Source organism: Citreicoccus inhibens (genome assembly GCF_019039035.1).
Classification (GTDB): domain Bacteria; phylum Myxococcota; class Myxococcia; order Myxococcales; family Myxococcaceae; genus Citreicoccus; species Citreicoccus inhibens.
Genome location: NZ_JAHNZT010000004.1, coordinates 86,690 through 105,228, shown reverse-complemented (window position 1 = coordinate 105,228; position 18,539 = coordinate 86,690). Strand labels below are relative to the sequence as shown.

Genomic DNA, 18,539 nt, shown 5'->3' with positions numbered 1-18,539 from the left:
GGAACGTGTGGGTGGGTGTTCGGGCCGCGGCATCCGACACGTCACGGCTCAGCGTCCCTTGGAGAGCAGCAGCTCCCGCCGGATGCGCCGCAGGCTCTCCGCGAGGGGATTCGCCGCGCCCAGCCGCACCCAGGGCTTCTCACCCACCAGCGTCCCCAGCTCGATGAGCGCGGGCAGCACGCGCAGCGGTTCGAGGGTTTCGACCGCGAGGGTGACCCGTTTGGCACCGGCCGTGGCCGTGAGCTGATCCTCGGGCTTCAAGTAGGGCCGCAGCAGGGACGTGAGCTCGGCGGTTTCGCGCTTCGTGTTCCAGAAGAACGCCGCCACCTCGATGCGATGGCTGGTGAGGAGTCGCGCGGTGCCGCCGTGTTTCAGGGCGAGCTGTCCCAGCCGCGCTCCGATGTGGGGCGCTTCGACGAGGATGTGCTGCCCGGCCACCCGAAAGTCACCGCGGAGGTTCTTCCCAAAGCGCGTCGCCGAGTCCTCACCCTTGAACTTGAGCCACAGGCGCTCGGGGCCCTCGGGCTGGCGTTGGATGGCGAGCCGCAGCGGCAGCAGTGCCGCGTCGGGCGCATCCACCAGCTCCGCGGCGAGGCGCGCGTCATGTCGCTCGGCCAGGGCCTTCAGCCACTCGACCCGCGGGAGCAGGGCCTCGCTGTGGTCCGTGGCAATGGAGAAGGGGACGACGCCGAAGAGGACCGACGCCGAGGACTCCGTGGCGAAGTCTCCCACGTCCTCCGCGGCCAGTTGGACCTCCAGTGCCTCGAGCGCGCGCTCGGAGCTGGCGGTGAAGCCCACCGCCAAGGAGGTCTGCCCGTGTCCATGGATGGAGGAGTGGACCTCCCGTCCGCCGCGCTTCCAGACGAGCCGCCGCAGGGAAGGGAAGTCATCGTTCAGCGTCATGTCGGTGTAGAGCATGACGGTCTGCCCGACGGAGAAGAGGGCCTCGGGGGGCGTCTCGTCTTCGGTGACGTGGATGCCCTCGGCCTCCAGCAATCGCAGCCACGGCTCAGGATAGCCGCGAGGATTCGAGCCCAGGGGCAGTGCGAGGGCGTCCACCAGGTCCGAGGCCTGCTGCGCGGACTCGAAGCGGCCCACCAGGAGACAGTCGCCGCTGTTGTTCCCGGAGTACCCCTGCCACACGCGCACGCCTGGAGTCAGGGACGCCGCGGGAGGAGCACCCGCCCGCGCGCAGCCACGCAAGGGGGCCGCGGAGGCGAGCGTGTCCGGGCGCTGGGCCCACGCGGCGAGCACGTCTTGCGCCGAGGCGATGGGGATGCCTCGGGCTTGAAAGGAACAGGCCTTGAGCTCCCGCTGCGAGGTGAGGGTGACGAAGTCGAGGCCCGCGCCACAGTCACCCTCGAACAGTCGGGGCACCTCGACGAGCGCGTCGCCGAAGCAGACAGACAGGCGGGTCCGGAGTGGACTCGCTGCGACCGCTTGCGTGAGTCGCGCCTCGTCGCGTGCGTTCAGGTGGAGCCGCGCGTCGGGCCCCACGTAGCGCAGGAGCGCCACGTCGCGGCAGCCCAGGTCGCGCAGCCGGCGCAGCATCGCGGGCAGCACGCCCAGGCGCTCGGGCGTGGCGAGGACATTCACGCCGAACGTCGCTCCCGCGCGCGCGAGTCGCTGGACGGTCTCCTCCCAGGCGTTGTCCTCGTAGAGCGACACGCGCACCTCGCCGAGGTGCGGGGCCAGTCGCGCCAGCCGCTCGTCGCTCAGCAGCGTGCCGTTCGTGGTGAGGTGGACGGCCAGCGGCGTCTCGGTGGCGAGGCGCTCCACGAGGGTGTCGAAGCCTCGGAACGCCAGCGGCTCACCGCCGCCGAACGCGACCTCCAGCGTGCCAGCCCGGGCCAGTCCGCAGAGGACGTCGAAGGCCGAGTCCGGGGTCCAGTCACTCCGCGCCGCGCGGTCCCGGGAGCAGAAGCCGCAGGTCAGGTTGCACGCGTTGGTGATGCCGAAGAGGACCAGCCGTGGGGCCCGGCGTCGCAGGTGGCGGGTGCCCGGACTGTCGATGCGCAGGTGCGTGCCCGTGCGCGGGTGGAACCACAGCAAGGCGCCATCCAGTGCGTGGGGACGCCAGTCGGGGAGCGGTGTCACGGAGTTCCTCCAGCGAGTGCAGCGGTCCCCTACAGCCCGAGCCCCGCGAACCTGACAGGCTCCGCGTGAGGGCGCGCCCGGTTCAGGGGACTCGTGTCAGGAGGAGCCCTTGGCGCGAGCGCCGAGGGGAGAGGCAGCCGTGCGCTCCATCGGTTCGGGGGGCTCGGTGGGGAAGGCTCCGAGCGCGTGACCGCAGAGGAACGTCGAGGCGTAGAAGGCGATCCGCAGCAACTCGGGCGAGAGGGCAACTGGCATCGCCGAGGGATGCGCCGCCGCCCAGGCGAGCGTCGCCGCCACGTTCGACTCGTGGCTCGCCACGGCGACGCCGAGGGTCACGAGGATGAAGACGATGTTCATCGCCACGTTGAGGGGCGAGTACAGCAGCCAGGCACGCTCCTGGAGGAACTCGGTCATCTTGGGCAGCGCGTACTTCTTGTGGAGGAGGCCCAGGATGCCTCCACTCACGAGGGGCCCCGCCAACTGGAAGATCTGGGCCACCGCGTGAAACAGCTCGACCTTGTTCATGCCGCGATGATGTCGCCCGGTCGTGGTGCGAAACAAGCACGGAGCTTGTCGGGGTCCATGGGTCTACACTCCGGGTCGTTCTCGAGAATCCACCCGAGGAGCCTGCTGTGATGCCGTCGTCGCGTTGGTGTTTGTCCTTGCTGCTCATGATGGGGGCGCTGGCCCACGCGGAGCCCGCCGTGGAGCCCCCCGCCGAGCAGGCGCCGCCGCATGGGTCGCTGACGCTCACCTCCACCGTGCTCAAGGAGCAGCGGCACATCCTCGTCTATCTGCCGCCGGGCTACGACGCGCCCGGAGCCACCACCCGCTATCCCGTCCTGTACATGCCGGACGGCGGAGAGCAGGAGGACTTCCCGCACGTCGCCGCCACCGTGGACGCGGGCATCCGCGCGGGTGAGCTGCGGCCGTTCATCGTGGTGGGCATCGAGAACACCGAGCGTCGCCGCGACATGACGGGCCCGACGCGCGTGGCCGAGGATCGCAAGATTGCTCCGCGCGTGGGGGGCTCGGCCGCGTTCCGTCGCTTCATCCGCGACGAGCTGATGCCGCAGGTGCGCCAGCGCTACCGCGTGACCGAGGAGCGGGCCATCATCGGCGAGTCGCTCGCCGGCCTGTTCATCGTCGAGACCTTCTTCCTCGAGCCCACGCTGTTCGACAGCTACATCGCCTTGAGTCCGAGCCTGTGGTGGAACCGCGACGAACTGGTCCGCAAGGCCGCCGAGCGCCTCGCGCGTCAGCCCGGCCCTCGCGGCGCGCTCTACCTGGCCTCCGCGGATGAGGACACCATCGCGCCCCAGGCCGCGCGCCTGGCGGAGGCGCTGAAGGCCCATGCTTCGCCCGGCTTGCGGTGGCGGTACGAGCCTCGGCCGGACCTCACCCACGGCACCATCTATCGCGCGGTCGCGCCGGGAGCCCTGCGCCAATGGCTCGCCCCGGCGCCTCGGGCCGGTGCCCCGGATTAGGTCCGGGACACGCCGTCGCGTGAGCAACCCCGGGTGAAGTGAAGTGGTGAACGGACGACACCCGCGTCCGCGCGGGGAACCTCCCGATGTTTCCCCCGCGACAATGCCCCTGCCAGCAGGAATGATGTCGCGGCCTCGGGTTGGCGCTCTCCCCACGCCGGCCCGAGGTGGGTCGCCTCACAGGCAGGAGCGCGTGATGAGAATCGAGGGCGGTGGCAACACGAAGCCAGTGCAGAACGCCTCGTCCCACCCGGCGCTCGCCCAAGGGCACACCGCCGCCGAGCACGCGACGAAAGCGGAGGAGACCGCCCGCGCCGCGCTCGACGCGACGAAGAAGGCCCGCACTCCCGAGGACGCGAGCGCGGCGGCCAAGGCGGCGGCGGACGCCGCGAAGCAGGCCCACGCCGCGCTCGACCAGGCCAAGGCCGCGCTCGAAGAGGCGAAGAAGGCTCCCCCCGAGAGCGTGGGCGCTGAGCCCCTCGCGCAGCTCCAGGCCCACGTCAAGACCGCGCAGGTCGCCGCCACCAGGGCCACATCCCATGCGGAGGCTGCGGGAAAGGCGGCGCAAGCCAAGACGCAGGGCTCCAGCTTCAGCGACAAGGCGAATCCCCACCCGCTGGTCGAGGCGGCCAGGCCCGAGCAGCACATCGCCCGGAGTCTGTCGTTGGGCCGGACCCGCGCGGCCTCGGGAGCGGGCGCGAGCTTCGCGACGAAGGGCCGCGAAATCACGCTGACCTTCGAAGGCAAGGTCACCACGGAGAAGGTGACGCCGGACAACGCGAAGGAACTCTTGGGGAAGCTCAAGAAGGCGGACCCCACGGGGACCGCGCCCGGGACCTATGCGGCCCGTCAGGCCATCCTGGAGCACTCGGGCGGCAAGGTGGAGTCCCATGAGGCCTTCACCCTGAAGGAGCTGCCCACCAAGGACTTGTCCTCGTTCATGATCGACCGCTCGAACTGGATCCCCGAGCGCCTCGCGCTCCAGGACGAGATTGTCGGGAAGGAAGTGGGCCACGCCGAGAAGCTGTCCGCGCGCATCGCGGAGCATGGCGAGACGGGGGTCGTCTATGCCTTGCGCGGCAACACCGCCTCCGGCAAGAGCACGACCGTCAAGAAGGACCCCGAGCTGAGCAAGAAGGTGCTGGACTCGGATGGGGAGACGCGGGGCGCGATGAACCCGGACCCCATCAAGGCGCAGCTCGTCGCCGCGCACGCGGGGAAGATCAGCACCCAGCAGTCCCACTGGGAGGGCTCGGCGATGTCCCAGCGCGTGGAGCGGGCGATGCTCGCCAAGCCGGACAGCTCGCTCGTGTTGGACAAGCGCTTCGCGGGCGCGAACGACATCCCGCAGCTGCTCAAGGCCATCGGGACCCGGAAGCTCAAGCTCATCGACCTGGAGGTCCCGCTGGAGACCTCCTGCGTCCGCGTGCTCACCCGCAAGCCGGGCACCGCGGACCCCTTGGTTCCCTTCGCGCCTGTCGGCGGCGGCTTCAGCGGGGTGCGCCAGTATCGGCAGGACCTGCTCCTGGGGCGGGAGGATGGCCCCGAGGAAGGTCGCTTCCAGGGCGTCATCGAGAACAAGCAGATCACCGACTACAAGCTCTACGTGACGGATGCGCAGGGGCAGCAGACCCTGGTCGCGGAGAAGCGCGACGGCAAGTGGCTCGGGCCGGATACCGCCAAGAAGCAGGCGCTGTTCGACCAGGCTGTCGGGGCGGATCCAAGCCAGGACATCGCCCAGGTGAAGGCGACGGTCATCGACACCGCGTTCATCAAGAAGCAGGTGGATGGCATCAAGGCGCAGGGCTTCCCGGGTGCGGACGCCGTGGCGGAGAAGACGCGTGTGTCGCTCGAGGCCTACCAAGGCAAGACACTCGACCAGGCCTTGGATGCGCACTCGAAACAATGAGCGACGGTGACGGGCTCAACGACTGGGAACAGCCATGACGACTGAAGGAAAGTTCGTACCGAAGACCGCCGAGGAGACCCTCAAGGAGCTGCGGCAGGCCCGCGACAAGCGCCGTGAGGAAGAGCGGGCCGCGATCCGTCAGGCGCGCGCCACGTCGGGGCGTGAGCCGTTCGACATCGAGAAGTTCAAGCAGCTCTATGACGTGAGCCTCGACGTGGGTGACCGCGCGCTGGGCCCCGGCGACGTCGAGGATTACGAGCGCAAATACTATCTCGCCGCGCCACCCGAGGTGAAGACGCTTCCGCAGTTCGCGGAGCACCTGATGTGGTTGTTCACGAATGATGCGGGTTGAAGGGTGTCATTGGGTGCGCTGGCGCGGCTGACTATGCTTGCGCCAGGAGCGTCCCATGACCCCTGCCGTGCCGCAGCCCGTCGGTCTCGAGCCCACCGCTGTTCACGCAGGAGGGGAGTCCGCCCCCCTGGAGCCCCCGCAGCCCGCGCCTCCGCCTGCGTGGAGCCTCGCGAGCCGCCTCGCCTTCCGCTTCGCGTGCGCCTACGTCTGTCTCTACGGCTTCTCCTTGTTGATGGAGTCGCTGCCGAGCGGAGACCTCGTCTCCCGGTTCCTCAATGACCAGGTCTGGCACGTCGTGGTGCCGTGGCTCGGGAAGCACGTGCTGCGCCTGGGGGCGGACATCACCACCTTCCAGAACGGCAGTGGCGACACCACGTACAACTACGTGCAGTTGCTGCTGTACCTCACGCTGGCGGGCGCCGTGACCGCGGCGTGGTCTGTCTGGGATTGGCGCCGCCCCCAGTATGTGAAAGCCCATGACGTGCTGCGCACGTTGGTGCGCTACGTGCTCGCCGCCGCGATGCTCAGTTACGGCATGGCGAAGGTCATCAAGTTGCAGTTCCCCGCGCCGAGCCCCGGGCGCTTGATGGAGCCGCTGGGAGAGCTGTCGCCCATGGGCCTCTTGTGGACCTTCATGGGGTACTCCACCGGCTACAACCTCTTCACCGGCAGCGCCGAGGTGCTGGGCGGGTTGTTGCTGTTCTCGCGCCGCACCACCACGCTGGGAGCGCTGGTCGTCGTGGGCGTCATGTCCAACGTGGTGGCGCTCAACTTCTTCTACGACGTCCCGGTCAAGATCTACTCCTCGCACCTGCTGTTGTTCGCCGTGCTCCTGCTGCTGCCGGACCTGCGCCGGCTGGCGGACGTGCTGGTGCTGAACCGCGCGACGCGCGCCGTGGCGCTGGCGCCGCCCTTCGTCTTCTCGGCGCGAGAGACATGGGGCCTGCGAGGACTGAAGCTCCTCGTGGTCGGGTGGTTGGTGTGGACCAACGTGGGCGAGGCCTTGGACTTCCGCACCCAGTACGGCGAGGCGGCTCCCAAGCCCCCGCTTTACGGGCTCTACGAGGTGGAGTCCGTGCCGTCCGAGGGACAGGCCCCCGCCTTGATGCTGCGCGAGGGCCCGCTACCCTGGCGCTACGTCGCCGTCGTCCTGCGCAATCGCGTGTGGGTCCGGACGGTGGGGGACGCGATGCTGCGCTTCACCGCCGAGATGGATCCCCAGGCACAGTCGCTCGTCCTGCGCGACGGCTCGGGTCCCACCGCGACCTCGCTGAGCTTCCACTACACGGTCATGGATGCGGAGCACCTCTTGATGGTGGGCACGGTCCGGGACACCCCCATCGCCGTCCGGCTGCGCAAGGTGGACGAGTCGCGCTTCCTCCTCGTGAGTCGAGGGTTCAACTGGATCCAGGAGACGCCGTTCAATCGCTGACGTTTGCGGGGCGTGCCCCTCTGGAGGGTGCGCGAAGGTGGGCTGAGACCGCGCGTGTGGGGCCGTCGCGTCAGTGCAATCCCCTGACAATCTCTGGCCCATCTTTGTACTTTCGCTGGAGAGTGCCCGTTCTTACGTTCGAGTCAGACGGAGCCCTGCGTTCGGGCGCTCCCAGGACACGGATGGAGGCGGTGCCATGGCGATTACCCCTGAGAACCCGCTGGGGCTGGACGGTTTCGAGTTCGTGGAGTTCACGGGCCCCGCGCCCGAGGTCATGGTGCAGCTCCTGGAGCGGCTGGGCTTCACGGCCAACGCCAAGCACCCGACCAAGGACCTCATTCGCTACAAGCAGGGTGACATCAACCTGCTGATCAACCGCGAGCCCACCGGACAGGCCGCCGAGTTCCGCTCGGCGCACGGCCCCTCGGCGAGCGGCATGGCGTTCCGCGTGGAGAACGCCCGCGCCGCCTACGAACTGGCGCTGGAGCGTGGCGCGAAGGCGGCGGACCCCTCGCGCGGCGCGCTGGGGCAGGGCTCCTATGTGCTGGAGGGCATCGGCGGCAGCTTGCTGTATCTCGTCGACCGCTACGGCCCGAAGGGCTCGATCTACGACGCGTGGCAGCCCATCCCGGGCGCCGTCGAGGCCGAGGCCCGCAACAACGTGGGGCTCGAGACGCTGGACCACCTGACGCACAACGTGCGCCGGGGCCAGATGCGCACCTGGTCGACCTTCTACAACCGCATCTTCGGCTTCACCGAGCAGAAGTACTTCGACATCAAGGGCCAGGCGACGGGTCTGTTCAGCCAGGCGATGATCGCCCCGGACCGCGCCATCCGCATCCCGCTCAACGAGAGCCAGGATGACAAGTCGCAGATCGAGGAGTTCATCCGCCAGTACAACGGCGAGGGCATCCAGCACCTCGCGCTGACCACGCCGGACATCTACGGCACCGTCGAGCGGCTGCGCGCGCGGGGCGTGGCGCTCCAGGACACCCTGGACGCGTACTACGACCTGGTGGACAAGCGCGTCCCCAACCACGGCGAGGACCTGGCCCGGATGCGCAAGAACCGCATCCTCATCGACGGCAACGAGAAGGAAGGCCTGCTCATGCAGATCTTCACCGAGAACCTCTTCGGGCCCATCTTCTTCGAGATCATCCAGCGCAAGGGCAACGAGGGCTTCGGCAACGGCAACTTCCAGGCCCTGTTCGAGTCCATCGAGTTGGATCAGATTCGTCGCGGGGTCATCAAGGTCGACCCGGCGCGGTAAATCCCTCGGCGCGCTTCGGAGGAGACTCAGGTGACCACGGACACGGAAGCACGGGCGGTACCCGGTTCGGGCCTCAAGCCCGCGTCGGGCGGCTATCTCTCAGGGTTCGGCAACGAGTTCGCGACGGAGGCGGTGGCCGGAGCGCTGCCTCAGGGACAGAACTCGCCGCAGCGCACGCCCTACGGGTTGTACGCCGAGCAGCTCTCGGGCACGGCCTTCACGGCGCCGCGCCGCGAGAACAAGCGTTCGTGGCTCTACCGCATCCGCCCGAGCGCGAACCATCCGCCGTTCCAGCCGCATCCGCAGGGCCTCCTGCGGGGCGGCCCGTTCGATGAGGTTCCGCCGTCGCCCAACCGGCTGCGCTGGAGTCCGCAGCCGATGCCGACGGAGCCTCGGGACTTCGTGGAGGGGCTCGTCACCTACGCCGGCAACGGCGACCCGGGCACGGGCGCGGGCATCGCCATCCACCTGTACCTCGCCAACCGGTCGATGACCGACAAGGTCTTCTTCAACGCCGATGGCGAGCTGCTCCTCGTTCCGCAGGCGGGCCGGCTCCGGCTCGTCACGGAGATGGGCGTGCTGGAGCTGGTGCCCGGTGACGTGGGCGTGGTGCCGCGCGGCGTGCGCTTCCGGGCCGAGCTGCCGGACGGCCCGGTGGCGGGCTACATCTGCGAGAACCTGGGCGCGCCGTTCCGGTTGCCGGACCTGGGGCCCATCGGCTCGAACGGACTGGCCAACCCGCGCGACTTCCTCACGCCCGTCGCGGCGTATGAGGACATCGACCGCCCCACGCGCGTGGTGCAGAAGTTCCAGGGCCGCTTGTGGGTCTCCGAGTTCGACCACTCCCCGCTGGACGTGGTGGCGTGGCACGGCAACCTGGCCCCGTACAAGTACGACCTGAACCGGTTCAACACCATCGGGACGGTGAGCTTCGATCACCCGGATCCGTCCATCTTCACGGTGCTGACCTCGCCCAGCGAGGTGCCAGGCACGGCCAACTGCGACTTCGTCATCTTCCCGCCGCGCTGGATGGTGGCGGAGAAGACGTTCCGGCCCCCGTGGTTCCACCGCAACGTGATGAGCGAGTTCATGGGGCTGGTGACCGGCGCCTATGACGCCAAGGCCGGGGGCTTCTCTCCGGGCGGCGCGTCGCTGCACAACTGCATGAGCGGCCACGGTCCGGACCAGTCGAGCTATGAGCAGGCCGTGCGGGTGGACCTCCAGCCGCACAAGATCAAGGACACGCTCGCCTTCATGTTCGAGTCGCGCTGGGTCATCCGGCCCACGCGCTTCGCCATGGAGACGGCCGCGCTCCAGTCCGATTACGACCACTGCTGGTCGGGCTTCCAGAAGGCCAGGCTGCCCTGAGTCCCGATTCAACGCAGGGCCGCGCGCGGGTCTTCTCCACGCCGGCCAACGTGGGGCTGTGCACGCTGGACTCGCTGAGAGACCCGGGCGCGCGCAACCTCGTGCTCCAGATTGGGGAGGCCTTCTTCCATGGCTTCCTCGTGCGCCGCGGGGACTCGGTGTGGGGGTACGTGGACCGGTGCCCTCACGCCGGGTTGCCGCTGGCGCAGAAGCTGGATGACTACCTCACTCCGGACGGGCGCCTCATCGCGTGCTCGTGGCACGGCGCCCTGTTCCAACCCGAGGATGGGCTGTGCGTGGGCGGGCCGTGCTCGGGCGCGCGGCTCACGCCGTGGCCGGTGCAGGTGGTGGGCGGTGTGGTGCGCACCGCCTGAGCGCGGGTCTCACTGCTTCGCGTCGTAGAGGGCGTCGCGGATGTCGTTGGGGAACTGTCCGGCCATGCCCTCGATGGCCGTGTTGGTGAGCGCGACGACGGTCAGGTGGTTCGTCGGATCGATGAACCACGTGTGCCCGTACGCGCCAATCCATTGCACGGTGCCCACGGGCTGCGGGCTGTGCGCCTTGGCCGGATCCACCAGCACGCCCACACCCAGGCCGAACCCCCAGCCTGGCCCCAGGGACTCGGTCTCCGGCGCCGTCTGCGGCACCATCATCCGCCGCGTGGTGGATTCGGTGAGCACCTTCCCGCCGCCCTGACGCAGCACCTCCAGGAACTTCATGAAGTCGGTGGCGGTGCCCACCATGCCGGCGCCGCCCGAGGCGAACGAGCGCGGGTCGAACACGCGGCCCGGGGCGTAGCGCACGCCGCTGGGGCCAAAGGCAACCACATGCTCCTCGCCCATGCGCACCGGCTCGGGCGTCGCGTTGGCGTAGGCCGCCGCGAGCCGGGGCACGTCGCGCACCTGGAAGCCCGTGTCCTTCAGGCCCAGCGGCCGGGTCACGAACCGCTCCACCACCTGAGGCAGCGGGACGCCGGCCGCGCGGGCGAGGACCTCGCCCAGCACGTCCGTGGCGACGGAGTAACCCCAGCGCGTGCCCGGCGCGTACGACAGCGGCACGGACGTGATGCGCCGCAGGTTCTCCTCCATGGCGAGGCCCGGTGCGTCCAGGCCGTCGGAGACCTGCGCGTGGTGGTACGGGCCGTCCGGGGACTCCATGAAGCCGTAGCTGAGGCCCGCGGTGTGCGTCACCAGGTGTCGCACGGTGATGACTGGGGTGGTGCCATCCGCCAGCTTGGGCTTGAAGGTGGGGATCCACTTCGTGACGGGGTCATCCAGGTCGAGCTGATGGCGCTCGACCATGGCCAGCGCGGCGGTGGAGACGAGCGCCTTGGTCAGCGAGGAGAGGCGGAACAGCGAGTCCTCGCGCATGGGGCGGTGCGCCTCGCGGTCCGCGTCTCCCGCGGCGCGGTGGTAGACCACCTTCCCGTCCTTCGCGACCAGCACCACGGTGCCGACGATGCGGTGCTCCGCGAGCGCGCGGTCGATGGCGCGGTCCAGTCGCGACGTGAGCGGCGTGGCCTGGGCGGTGGGGACGGATGGGGCGAGGCCGAGGGTGGCGGCGAGGGTGAGGCTGGCGACGGCGGAGGGCATGGTGAGGCTCCTGGAGGGAGGCGCGGGGAGCGCGCTTCCCGAACGCAGGCAGATGTACGGTTTCGCGCCGCGCGCTTCCGCCCATGATTCCGTAGGGCCCTCATACGAAACCGTATATGACCGGGCGGATTGTGGACGTGGCTGGGGCGACATGGATTGGGACGACCTGAGAATCGTGCTCGCCGTGGTGCGGCAGGGCTCCTTGAGCGCGGCGGCTCGGACCCTGAGCTCCACGCAGCCCACCGTGGGGCGCCGGTTGGATGCCTTCGAGCAGGCCCTGGGCGTGAAGCTGTTCGAGCGAGGCGCGGGCGGATTGACCCCGACGCCCCTGTGCGCCGCGCTCACGGAGAGCCTGGAGCGCATGGAGGAGGGCGCGCTGGCCATCGAGCGGCGCGTGGCCGCGCGCGACACGGGCCTGGAGGGCAACATCACGGTGACGAGCATTGACTGGCTCGGGGACTACGTGGTGGCGCCGCTCCTGGCGCGGTTCGGTGCGCAGCACCCGCTGGTCAGCCTGGATCTGATCAATGACAGGCGCCGCTTCAACCTCGCGCGCCACGAGGCGGACATCGCCATCCGCTTCGGCTCGTTCGACGAGGAGTCGCTCATCGAGCGGAAGGTCGCTGACGTCTCGTATGCGATGTACGCCTCGCAGGCGTACCTGGAGGCGCACGGCACACCGGACTTCGCGGTGGGGGGCGCGGGCCACGCGGTCGTCCTGCTGAACGACCTGCCCGGGAAGCTGTCCCTGTCGGGCTGGCTGTGCATGGTCGTTCCCGAGGCCCGACGCAACCTGCGCACCAACAGCATCCGCTCGCAGCTCGCGGTCGTTGAGGCGGGCGAGGCGCTGGCGGTGTTGCCGCGCATCTTGGCGGACGCGCGCCCGATGCTGCGCCGGGTGGCGACACCACGGCCCGGCCCGGTGTTGCCCCTTCGCCTGGGGGTCCACGCGGATCTGCGAGAGACCCCTCGCATCCGCGCGTTCATCGACTACGCCGTGCGCGAACTGGAGCGGCGCGCCAGTGAGCTCAATCCCGCCTGAGCGTTACGCGCGGGGCCGCAGCGTGCGCTCGAAGAGAGCCAGCAGGGCCTTCCAGTGGCGCTCACTGGCGGCCTCGTCGTACGTGGGGTTGCCCGGCACGGCGAAGCCATGTCGAGCGCCCGCGTAGGTCTCCACGGTGTGCACCACGCCCGCCGCGCTCAGTGCCTCATCCAGGCGTTGCTTCATGTCGTCCGGGCACGAGCGGTCGTTGTCCGCGCAGGCCACGTAGACCTGCGCCTTCATCCGCGGCGCGAGCAGGTGGGGACTCGCGGCGCTGTCCGTCGCCAGGTAGCCGCCGTGGAACGAGGCCGCCGCGACGACGCGCTCGGGTGCGAGCCCCGCGGCCCGAATCGCCAGATTGCCGCCCATGCAGTAGCCCGTCACGCCCACGTCCGAGGGGCGCACGTCCGACCGGGTCGAGAGGAAGTCGAGCATCGCGCGCAGGTCGGTCTGGAAGCTCGCCGGCGCCATCGCCTTGTCGAAATAGAGGGTGCGCCACGCTCGCTCGCCCTCCGGGGTCCGCATGAGGTCGCGGATGGACTGCGGCGTGTAGGGCTCCGGGGAGCGGTGATACAGGTCTGGCAGCAGCACGAGGTAGCCGTGGCGCGTGAGCCGCTCGGCCATGTCGAACAGCGCGGGGCGTGGGCCCGGGGCGTCCATCAGGAAGAGGACCGCCGGCCAGGGGCCCGCGCCCTCGGGCGTGAAGACCCCGGTCTGGCAAGGGCCATCTGCGGTGGAGAGGGCGACGGTCTCGCGTGGCATGGCGTGACTCCTAGAGGGGGGCCCCATCATGCATGGCGCGGACGGCGAGGCCCACCTCACCATTGCTCCGCCGCCCCATTGCGCCTATGGGGGAGGGACGGCGCGGTCCCCTGGACGGCGCCTTCTCTTTGCGAGGACGCAGCATGTCGCAAGTGCCTCTCCACATCGCCTCGGTCTTCCCGGCCCCCTCGCTGGAGGACTGGCGCCGGCTGGTGGACAAGGACCTGAAGGGCAAGCCCTTCACGTCGCTTCAGTCCACGCTCGAGGGCGGACTGACCCAGCAGCCGCTCTACTCACGGCAGGACGCGGCCGAGGCGCCGCCCCCCGAGCCGCCGGGCGTCGCCCCCTACCTGCGCGGCACCCAGGCGCTCGGCCTCACCGAGGGCGGCTGGAGCGTCTGCCAGGAGTACGCGGGCCCGGACGTGGCGAGCGCCGCCGAGGCGATGCGCGTGGACCTCGAGCGCGGCGCCACCGGCGTGTGGCTCTGCCTGGGGGCGCCCCACGGCATCTCCGTCCCGGACGCGGACACCATGGCGCGGCTGCTCGCGCCGGTGCCCTTGGACCGCACCCCGGTCTGCCTGGAGTCGGAGACGGAGGGGCTGTCCGCCGCGGGCTTCTTCTTGAGCGCCGCGGAGCGCAAGGGTGTCGCGCGCTCGTCCCTGCGCGGCTGTCTGGGGGTGGATCCGCTGGGCACCCTGGCTCGCACGGGCGTGCTGACGGGGGGCTTGGACGCGGTGCTGGCCCAGGCGGCGCCGAGGGTGACCTCGCTGCGCGAGAGCGCGCCCGGGCTGCGTGTGCTGCTTGTCTCATCGCGCGCGGTGGCGGAGGCGGGCGCGACGCCGGTGCACGAGCTGGCGTGGGCCATCGCCACGGGCGTGGAGTACCTGCGGTCGCTGGAGCGCGCGGGCGTGTCGCCGGAGGTCGCGGCGCGCTCGGTGCAGTTCGCGCTGTCGGTGGGCGGGCAGTTCTTCCCGGAGATCGCCAAGCTGCGCGCGGCGCGGCTCTTGTGGTCCAAGGTCGTCGCCGCGTCGGGTGGCTCGCCCGAGGCGCAGGCCATGGTGCTGCACGCGCGCACCGCGAGCGGGACGAAGACGCAGCGCGACCCGTGGGTCAACATCCTGCGCGCCACCGCGGAGTCCTTCGCGGCGGTGGTGGCGGGCGCGGACAGCGTGAGCACGTCTCCCTTCGATGAGACGCTCGGCGCGCCGGACGAGGGCGCGCGGCGGCTGGCGCGCAACACCCAGCTCATCCTTCGCGATGAGTCCAGCCTCAACCGCGTGGCGGACCCCGCGGGCGGCAGCTACTACCTGGAGCAGCTCACGGGTGAGTTCGCCCGCGCGGCCTGGACGGAGCTGCGGCGCATCGAGGCGTTGGGCGGCATGTCCCGCGCGCTCGTGGATGGCGACATCGCCCGTGTGCTCGCCGAGACGCGCGTCGCGCGAGACAAGGCCCTGCGCACGCGCAAGCTGCCGCTCGTGGGCGTCAGCGAGTTCCCGCACCTGGGCGAGGCGGCCGTGCGCCGAGCGCCGCGGCCCGCATCGGACGTGAGCACCGTGAAGGCGGGGAGCGCGCTGCCGTTGCAGCCGGTGCGACTGTCCGAGTCGTTCGAGGCGCTGCGCGACGCGAGCGACCGATACCAGACGGCCCACGGGGTCCGGCCGCGCGCGTTCATGGCGAGCCTGGGCACGGTGGCCGAGCACACCACGCGCTCGATGTGGACGGCCAACGCGCTGGCGGTGGGCGGCATCGAGACGCGCGACCAGCACGGCTTCGCGGATGTCGCGGCGGCGGTGGACGGGTTCGCCAGTTCGGGCGCCTCGCTCGCGGTCATCTCTGGACCGGACGCGCTCTATCCCGAGTGGGTGCCCGCGCTGAGCGCCGCGCTGAAGGCGAAGGGTGCGCGCGTGGTGGCGGTGGCCGGACGTCCTGGCGAGCACGAGGCCGCGTTCCGCGCGGCGGGTGTGGACCTCTTCCTCTTCGCGGGAGCGGACCTGGTCGCGCTCCTGTCCTCGCTGCACCAGCAGCTCGGGGTGTCGTGATGCGCGCTTCCGTTCCTGACTTCTCCCGCGTCGACTTCGACGCTCCCGAGACGCGGGCCACTCCGGCCACGCTCGATGCGCAGCGCCAGCAGGCCGCCGACGCCACGCGCGCCGCCGAGCGCTGGGTGACGCCCGAGGGCATCCCCGTCAAGCCCTCGTATACGCGCGAGGACCTGGACGGCGTGGAGCACCTGGGCTCGTTGCCCGGTCTGCCGCCCTTCGTGCGCGGCCCGTACGCGACCATGTACGTGCAGCAGCCGTGGACGGTGCGGCAGTACGCCGGCTTCTCCACGGCCGATGCCTCCAACGCCTTCTACCGTCGCAACCTCGCGGCGGGGCAGAAGGGCCTGTCCATCGCGTTCGACCTGGCGACGCACCGGGGCTACGACAGCGACCACCCGCGCGTGGCGGGTGACGTGGGCATGGCCGGCGTGGCCATCGACTCCATCAAGGACATGCGCATCCTGTTCGATCGCATCCCGCTCGATCAGATGAGCGTGTCGATGACGATGAACGGCGCGGTGTTGCCGGTGCTCGCGCTCTACGTCGTGGCGGCGGAGGAGCAGGGCGTCAAGCCGGAGCAGCTCAGCGGGACCATCCAGAACGACATCCTCAAGGAGTTCATGGTCCGCAACACGTACATCTACCCGCCCGCCCCCTCGATGCGAATCATTGGCGACATCTTCCGCTTCACGGCGGAGAAGATGCCTCGCTTCAACAGCATCAGCATCAGCGGCTACCACATGCAGGAGGCCGGGGCGACGCAGGACCTGGAGCTGGGCTACACGCTCGCGGACGGCGTGGAGTACGTGCGCGCGGGCCTCGCCGCGGGCCTGGGCGTGGATGCGTTCGCGCCCCGCCTGTCGTTCTTCTGGGCCATCGGGATGAACTTCTTCATGGAGGTGGCCAAGATGCGCGCGGCGCGCATGCTCTGGGCGCGGCTCCTGAAGGACTTCTCGCCCAAGAGCGACAAGAGCCTCGCGCTGCGCACGCATTGCCAGACGTCTGGATGGAGCCTCACCGCGCAGGACGTCTACAACAACGTGGTGCGCACGTGCGTGGAGGCCATGGCCGCCACGCAGGGCCACACGCAGAGCCTGCACACCAACTCGCTGGATGAAGCCATCGCGCTGCCCACGGACTTCAGCGCCCGCATCGCGCGCAACACGCAGCTCTATCTCCAGTTGGAGAGCGGCACCACGCGCGTCATCGACCCGTGGGGCGGCAGCTACTACGTGGAGCGGCTCACCCACGAGCTGGCGCAGAAGGCGTGGGGACACATCCAGGAGGTCGAGGCGCTGGGTGGCATGACCAAGGCCATCGAGGCGGGGCTGCCCAAGCTGCGCATCGAGGAGGCCGCGGCGCGCACGCAGGCCCGCATCGACTCGGGCCGTCAGGCCATCATCGGCGTGAACAAGTATCCGCCCGAGCGCCCGGACTCGATCGAGATCCTCAAGGTGGACAACTCGGCGGTGCGCGAGGCCCAGATTGCCCGGCTGCGCGAGCTGCGCCGCGAGCGCGACGCGGATGAGGTGCGCCGTCGGCTGGACGCGCTCACCGAGGCGGGGCGGCGCAACGAGGGCAACCTGCTCGCGCTGGCCATCGACGCGGCGCGCGCGAAGGCCACCGTGGGGGAGATCAGCGACGCGCTCGAGAAGGTCTTCGGGCGCTACGAGGCGACCGTGCGCAGCGTGTCCGGGGTGTATTCCGCCGAGGCGGGTGGGGCGCAGGGCATCGCCGATGCGCGCGCGCGGGCAGACGCGTTCCTCGCCACGTTCGGCCGGCGTCCGCGCATCCTCATCGCGAAGATGGGGCAGGACGGACACGACCGCGGGCAGAAGGTCATCGCCACCGCGTTCGCGGACCTGGGCTTCGACGTGGACATCGGGCCGCTGTTCCAGACGCCCGAGGAGTCCGCGCGTCAGGCCGTGGAGAACGACGTGCACGTGGTGGGCGCCAGCTCGCTCGCCGCGGGTCACCTCACGCTGGTGCCGCAGCTCAAGCAGGCGCTGAAGGACCTGGGCCGCGAGGACATCATGGTCGTGGTGGGCGGCGTCATCCCCGAGCAGGACTACGACGCGCTTCGCGCCGCGGGCGCGGCGGCCATCTTCGGGCCCGGGACCGTCATCGCGAAGGCGGCCATCGAGCTGCTCGACAAGCTGACGGCGGCGCTGGGGGAGGCGTGAGGCCGCTGTCGGCGGATGACTATGTGGCGGGCGTGCGCGCGCAAGACCGCGCCGTGCTCGCGCGCGCCATCACGTTGGTGGAGAGCGAGCACCCGCGCCACGCGGCGCTCGCGCAGGAGGTGCTCACGCGGCTGTTGCCCCACACGGGCGGCAGCCGTCGCGTGGGCATCAGCGGCGTGCCGGGCGTGGGCAAGAGCACGTTCATCGACGCGCTGGGCATGCACCTTGTCGGTGAGGGCAAGCGCGTGGCGGTGCTCGCCATCGACCCGTCCAGCACGGTGTCCGGTGGCAGCATCCTCGGAGACAAGACGCGCATGGCGCGGCTGTCGCGCGAACTCACCGCCTTCATCCGCCCCAGTCCCTCCAGCGGCACGCTGGGCGGCGTGGCGCGCAAGACGCGCGAGACGCTGCTGTTGTGCGAGGCCGCCGGCTTCGACGTGGTGTTGGTGGAGACGGTGGGCGTGGGCCAGTCGGAGACGGTCGTCGCCGACATGGTGGACTTCTACCTGGTGCTGATGCTCGCGGGCGCGGGGGATGAACTCCAGGGCATCAAGCGCGGCATCCTCGAGGTGGCGGACATGCTCGCCATCAACAAGGCGGACGGCGACAACCAGCCGCGCGCCGAGCGCGCCCGCGCCGAATACCGCGCCGCCCTGCACCTGATGCGTCCGGGCGCCGAGCCCGAGGTCACCACCTGCAGCGCGATGGAGGGCACGGGCATCGCGAAGCTGTGGGCCTCGGTGGAGACGCAGGTGGGGCGCCGCGAGGCCTCGGGCGAGCTGGGCCGCCGTCGCCGCTCACAGCAGGTGGGTTGGATGTGGGCCATGGTGCAGGACGGCCTGCGGGCGGCCCTGCGAGCCCATCCCCAGGTGTCCACGCTGGTGCCCGCGTTGGAGGCGGACGTGCGCGAGGGTCGTGCGACGCCCACGTCGGCCGCACTGCGTGTCCTGGACGCTTTCTTGCCGAGCACGCGAGCGGGATGACGGCCCGCGTCGCGTATCCC

At 70.3% G+C, this 18,539-nt stretch carries 15 protein-coding genes; 11 read left to right on the top strand and 4 right to left on the bottom strand.

The features are described 5' to 3' along the window. Window positions 1–48 precede the first annotated feature (48 nt). Together KRR26_RS06910 and KRR26_RS06905 are read right to left on the bottom strand one after the other, a co-directional pair. On the bottom strand, window positions 49–2,097 hold the full coding sequence (locus tag KRR26_RS06910) for a radical SAM protein (protein ID WP_120206090.1): 2,049 nt from the start codon (window positions 2,095–2,097) through the stop codon (window positions 49–51). Window positions 2,098–2,193: 96 nt separating this feature from the next. After that, window positions 2,194–2,622: a hypothetical protein gene (locus tag KRR26_RS06905; protein WP_217079424.1), complete on the bottom strand. Its 429-nt coding sequence runs from the start codon at window positions 2,620–2,622 to the stop codon at window positions 2,194–2,196. Window positions 2,623–2,732: 110 nt separating this feature from the next. On the opposite strand from KRR26_RS06905, the gene KRR26_RS06900 reads away from it, so the two are divergent. The 7 genes from KRR26_RS06900 to KRR26_RS06870 all read left to right on the top strand — a co-directional run bounded on the left by KRR26_RS06900 (window position 2,733) and on the right by KRR26_RS06870 (window position 10,289). Further along, window positions 2,733–3,584, top strand: a complete 852-nt coding sequence (locus KRR26_RS06900) for an alpha/beta hydrolase (protein WP_120206093.1) — start codon at window positions 2,733–2,735, stop codon at window positions 3,582–3,584. A gap of 196 nt (window positions 3,585–3,780) precedes the next feature. After that, window positions 3,781–5,493 (top strand): XopAJ/AvrRxo1 family type III secretion system effector zeta toxin, encoded by a 1,713-nt coding sequence (gene xopAJ, locus KRR26_RS06895; protein WP_120206095.1) that lies wholly within the window; start codon window positions 3,781–3,783, stop codon window positions 5,491–5,493. A gap of 34 nt (window positions 5,494–5,527) precedes the next feature. Next, window positions 5,528–5,845 carry a hypothetical protein gene (locus KRR26_RS06890; RefSeq protein ID WP_217079423.1) on the top strand — a complete coding sequence of 106 codons (318 nt, stop codon included), beginning with the start codon at window positions 5,528–5,530 and terminating at the stop codon, window positions 5,843–5,845. A gap of 55 nt (window positions 5,846–5,900) precedes the next feature. Next, window positions 5,901–7,277 carry a hypothetical protein gene (locus KRR26_RS06885; RefSeq protein WP_217079422.1) on the top strand — a complete coding sequence of 459 codons (1,377 nt, stop codon included), beginning with the start codon at window positions 5,901–5,903 and terminating at the stop codon, window positions 7,275–7,277. A gap of 196 nt (window positions 7,278–7,473) precedes the next feature. Further along, a complete protein-coding gene (gene hppD, locus KRR26_RS06880; RefSeq protein ID WP_120206100.1) occupies window positions 7,474–8,547 on the top strand; it encodes a 4-hydroxyphenylpyruvate dioxygenase in 1,074 nt (357 codons plus the stop codon). A gap of 30 nt (window positions 8,548–8,577) precedes the next feature. Next, the gene (gene hmgA / locus KRR26_RS06875) at window positions 8,578–9,915 is read left to right on the top strand and encodes a homogentisate 1,2-dioxygenase (protein ID WP_217079421.1); all 1,338 of its coding nucleotides are present in this window, start codon (window positions 8,578–8,580) and stop codon (window positions 9,913–9,915) included. Between the two features lie 50 nt (window positions 9,916–9,965). Beyond that, window positions 9,966–10,289, top strand: coding sequence for a Rieske (2Fe-2S) protein (locus KRR26_RS06870; RefSeq protein ID WP_233576891.1), 324 nt, complete (start codon window positions 9,966–9,968; stop codon window positions 10,287–10,289). A 9-nt stretch (window positions 10,290–10,298) separates the two neighbouring features. Here the strand turns inward: KRR26_RS06870 and KRR26_RS06865 are convergent, their stop codons facing one another. Then, window positions 10,299–11,507: a serine hydrolase domain-containing protein gene (locus tag KRR26_RS06865; RefSeq protein WP_217079420.1), complete on the bottom strand. Its 1,209-nt coding sequence runs from the start codon at window positions 11,505–11,507 to the stop codon at window positions 10,299–10,301. Between the two features lie 151 nt (window positions 11,508–11,658). Between KRR26_RS06865 and KRR26_RS06860 the strand changes: the two genes are divergently transcribed. Next, entirely contained in the window at window positions 11,659–12,549 is an 891-nt protein-coding gene (locus KRR26_RS06860; protein ID WP_158611467.1) for a LysR family transcriptional regulator, read from the top strand. A 3-nt stretch (window positions 12,550–12,552) separates the two neighbouring features. Here KRR26_RS06860 and KRR26_RS06855 read toward each other — a convergent pair whose 3' ends face one another. Further along, on the bottom strand, window positions 12,553–13,311 hold the full coding sequence (locus KRR26_RS06855) for a dienelactone hydrolase family protein (protein WP_217079419.1): 759 nt from the start codon (window positions 13,309–13,311) through the stop codon (window positions 12,553–12,555). Window positions 13,312–13,454: 143 nt separating this feature from the next. Between KRR26_RS06855 and KRR26_RS06850 the strand changes: the two genes are divergently transcribed. From KRR26_RS06850 to meaB, 3 genes are read left to right on the top strand one after another with little or no spacing between them, the layout of a single operon-like run. Next, window positions 13,455–15,350, top strand: coding sequence for a methylmalonyl-CoA mutase family protein (locus KRR26_RS06850; protein ID WP_217079418.1), 1,896 nt, complete (start codon window positions 13,455–13,457; stop codon window positions 15,348–15,350). Further along, window positions 15,350–17,536 carry a methylmalonyl-CoA mutase gene (scpA, locus tag KRR26_RS06845; protein WP_217079417.1) on the top strand — a complete coding sequence of 729 codons (2,187 nt, stop codon included), beginning with the start codon at window positions 15,350–15,352 and terminating at the stop codon, window positions 17,534–17,536. Before KRR26_RS06850 ends, scpA begins: the two co-directional genes overlap by 1 nt. Next, window positions 17,533–18,519, top strand: coding sequence for a methylmalonyl Co-A mutase-associated GTPase MeaB (gene meaB, locus KRR26_RS06840; RefSeq protein WP_217079416.1), 987 nt, complete (start codon window positions 17,533–17,535; stop codon window positions 18,517–18,519). Before scpA ends, meaB begins: the two co-directional genes overlap by 4 nt. The last annotated feature ends 20 nt before the right edge of the window (window positions 18,520–18,539 follow it).

What these genes read in the sequence shown, in the direction of transcription:
- KRR26_RS06890 (WP_217079423.1), top strand. Translation starts at nt 5,528, where the DNA reads ATGACGACTGAAGGAAAGTTCGTACCGAAGACCGCCGAGGAGACCCTC.
- hppD (WP_120206100.1), top strand. Translation starts at nt 7,474, where the DNA reads ATGGCGATTACCCCTGAGAACCCGCTGGGGCTGGACGGTTTCGAGTTC.
- KRR26_RS06900 (WP_120206093.1), top strand. Translation starts at nt 2,733, where the DNA reads ATGCCGTCGTCGCGTTGGTGTTTGTCCTTGCTGCTCATGATGGGGGCG.
- KRR26_RS06850 (WP_217079418.1), top strand. Translation starts at nt 13,455, where the DNA reads ATGTCGCAAGTGCCTCTCCACATCGCCTCGGTCTTCCCGGCCCCCTCG.
- KRR26_RS06905 (WP_217079424.1), bottom strand. Translation starts at nt 2,622, where the DNA reads ATGAACAAGGTCGAGCTGTTTCACGCGGTGGCCCAGATCTTCCAGTTG.
- xopAJ (WP_120206095.1), top strand. Translation starts at nt 3,781, where the DNA reads ATGAGAATCGAGGGCGGTGGCAACACGAAGCCAGTGCAGAACGCCTCG.
- KRR26_RS06885 (WP_217079422.1), top strand. Translation starts at nt 5,901, where the DNA reads ATGACCCCTGCCGTGCCGCAGCCCGTCGGTCTCGAGCCCACCGCTGTT.
- KRR26_RS06865 (WP_217079420.1), bottom strand. Translation starts at nt 11,507, where the DNA reads ATGCCCTCCGCCGTCGCCAGCCTCACCCTCGCCGCCACCCTCGGCCTC.
- KRR26_RS06855 (WP_217079419.1), bottom strand. Translation starts at nt 13,311, where the DNA reads ATGCCACGCGAGACCGTCGCCCTCTCCACCGCAGATGGCCCTTGCCAG.
- scpA (WP_217079417.1), top strand. Translation starts at nt 15,350, where the DNA reads ATGCGCGCTTCCGTTCCTGACTTCTCCCGCGTCGACTTCGACGCTCCC.
- KRR26_RS06860 (WP_158611467.1), top strand. Translation starts at nt 11,659, where the DNA reads ATGGATTGGGACGACCTGAGAATCGTGCTCGCCGTGGTGCGGCAGGGC.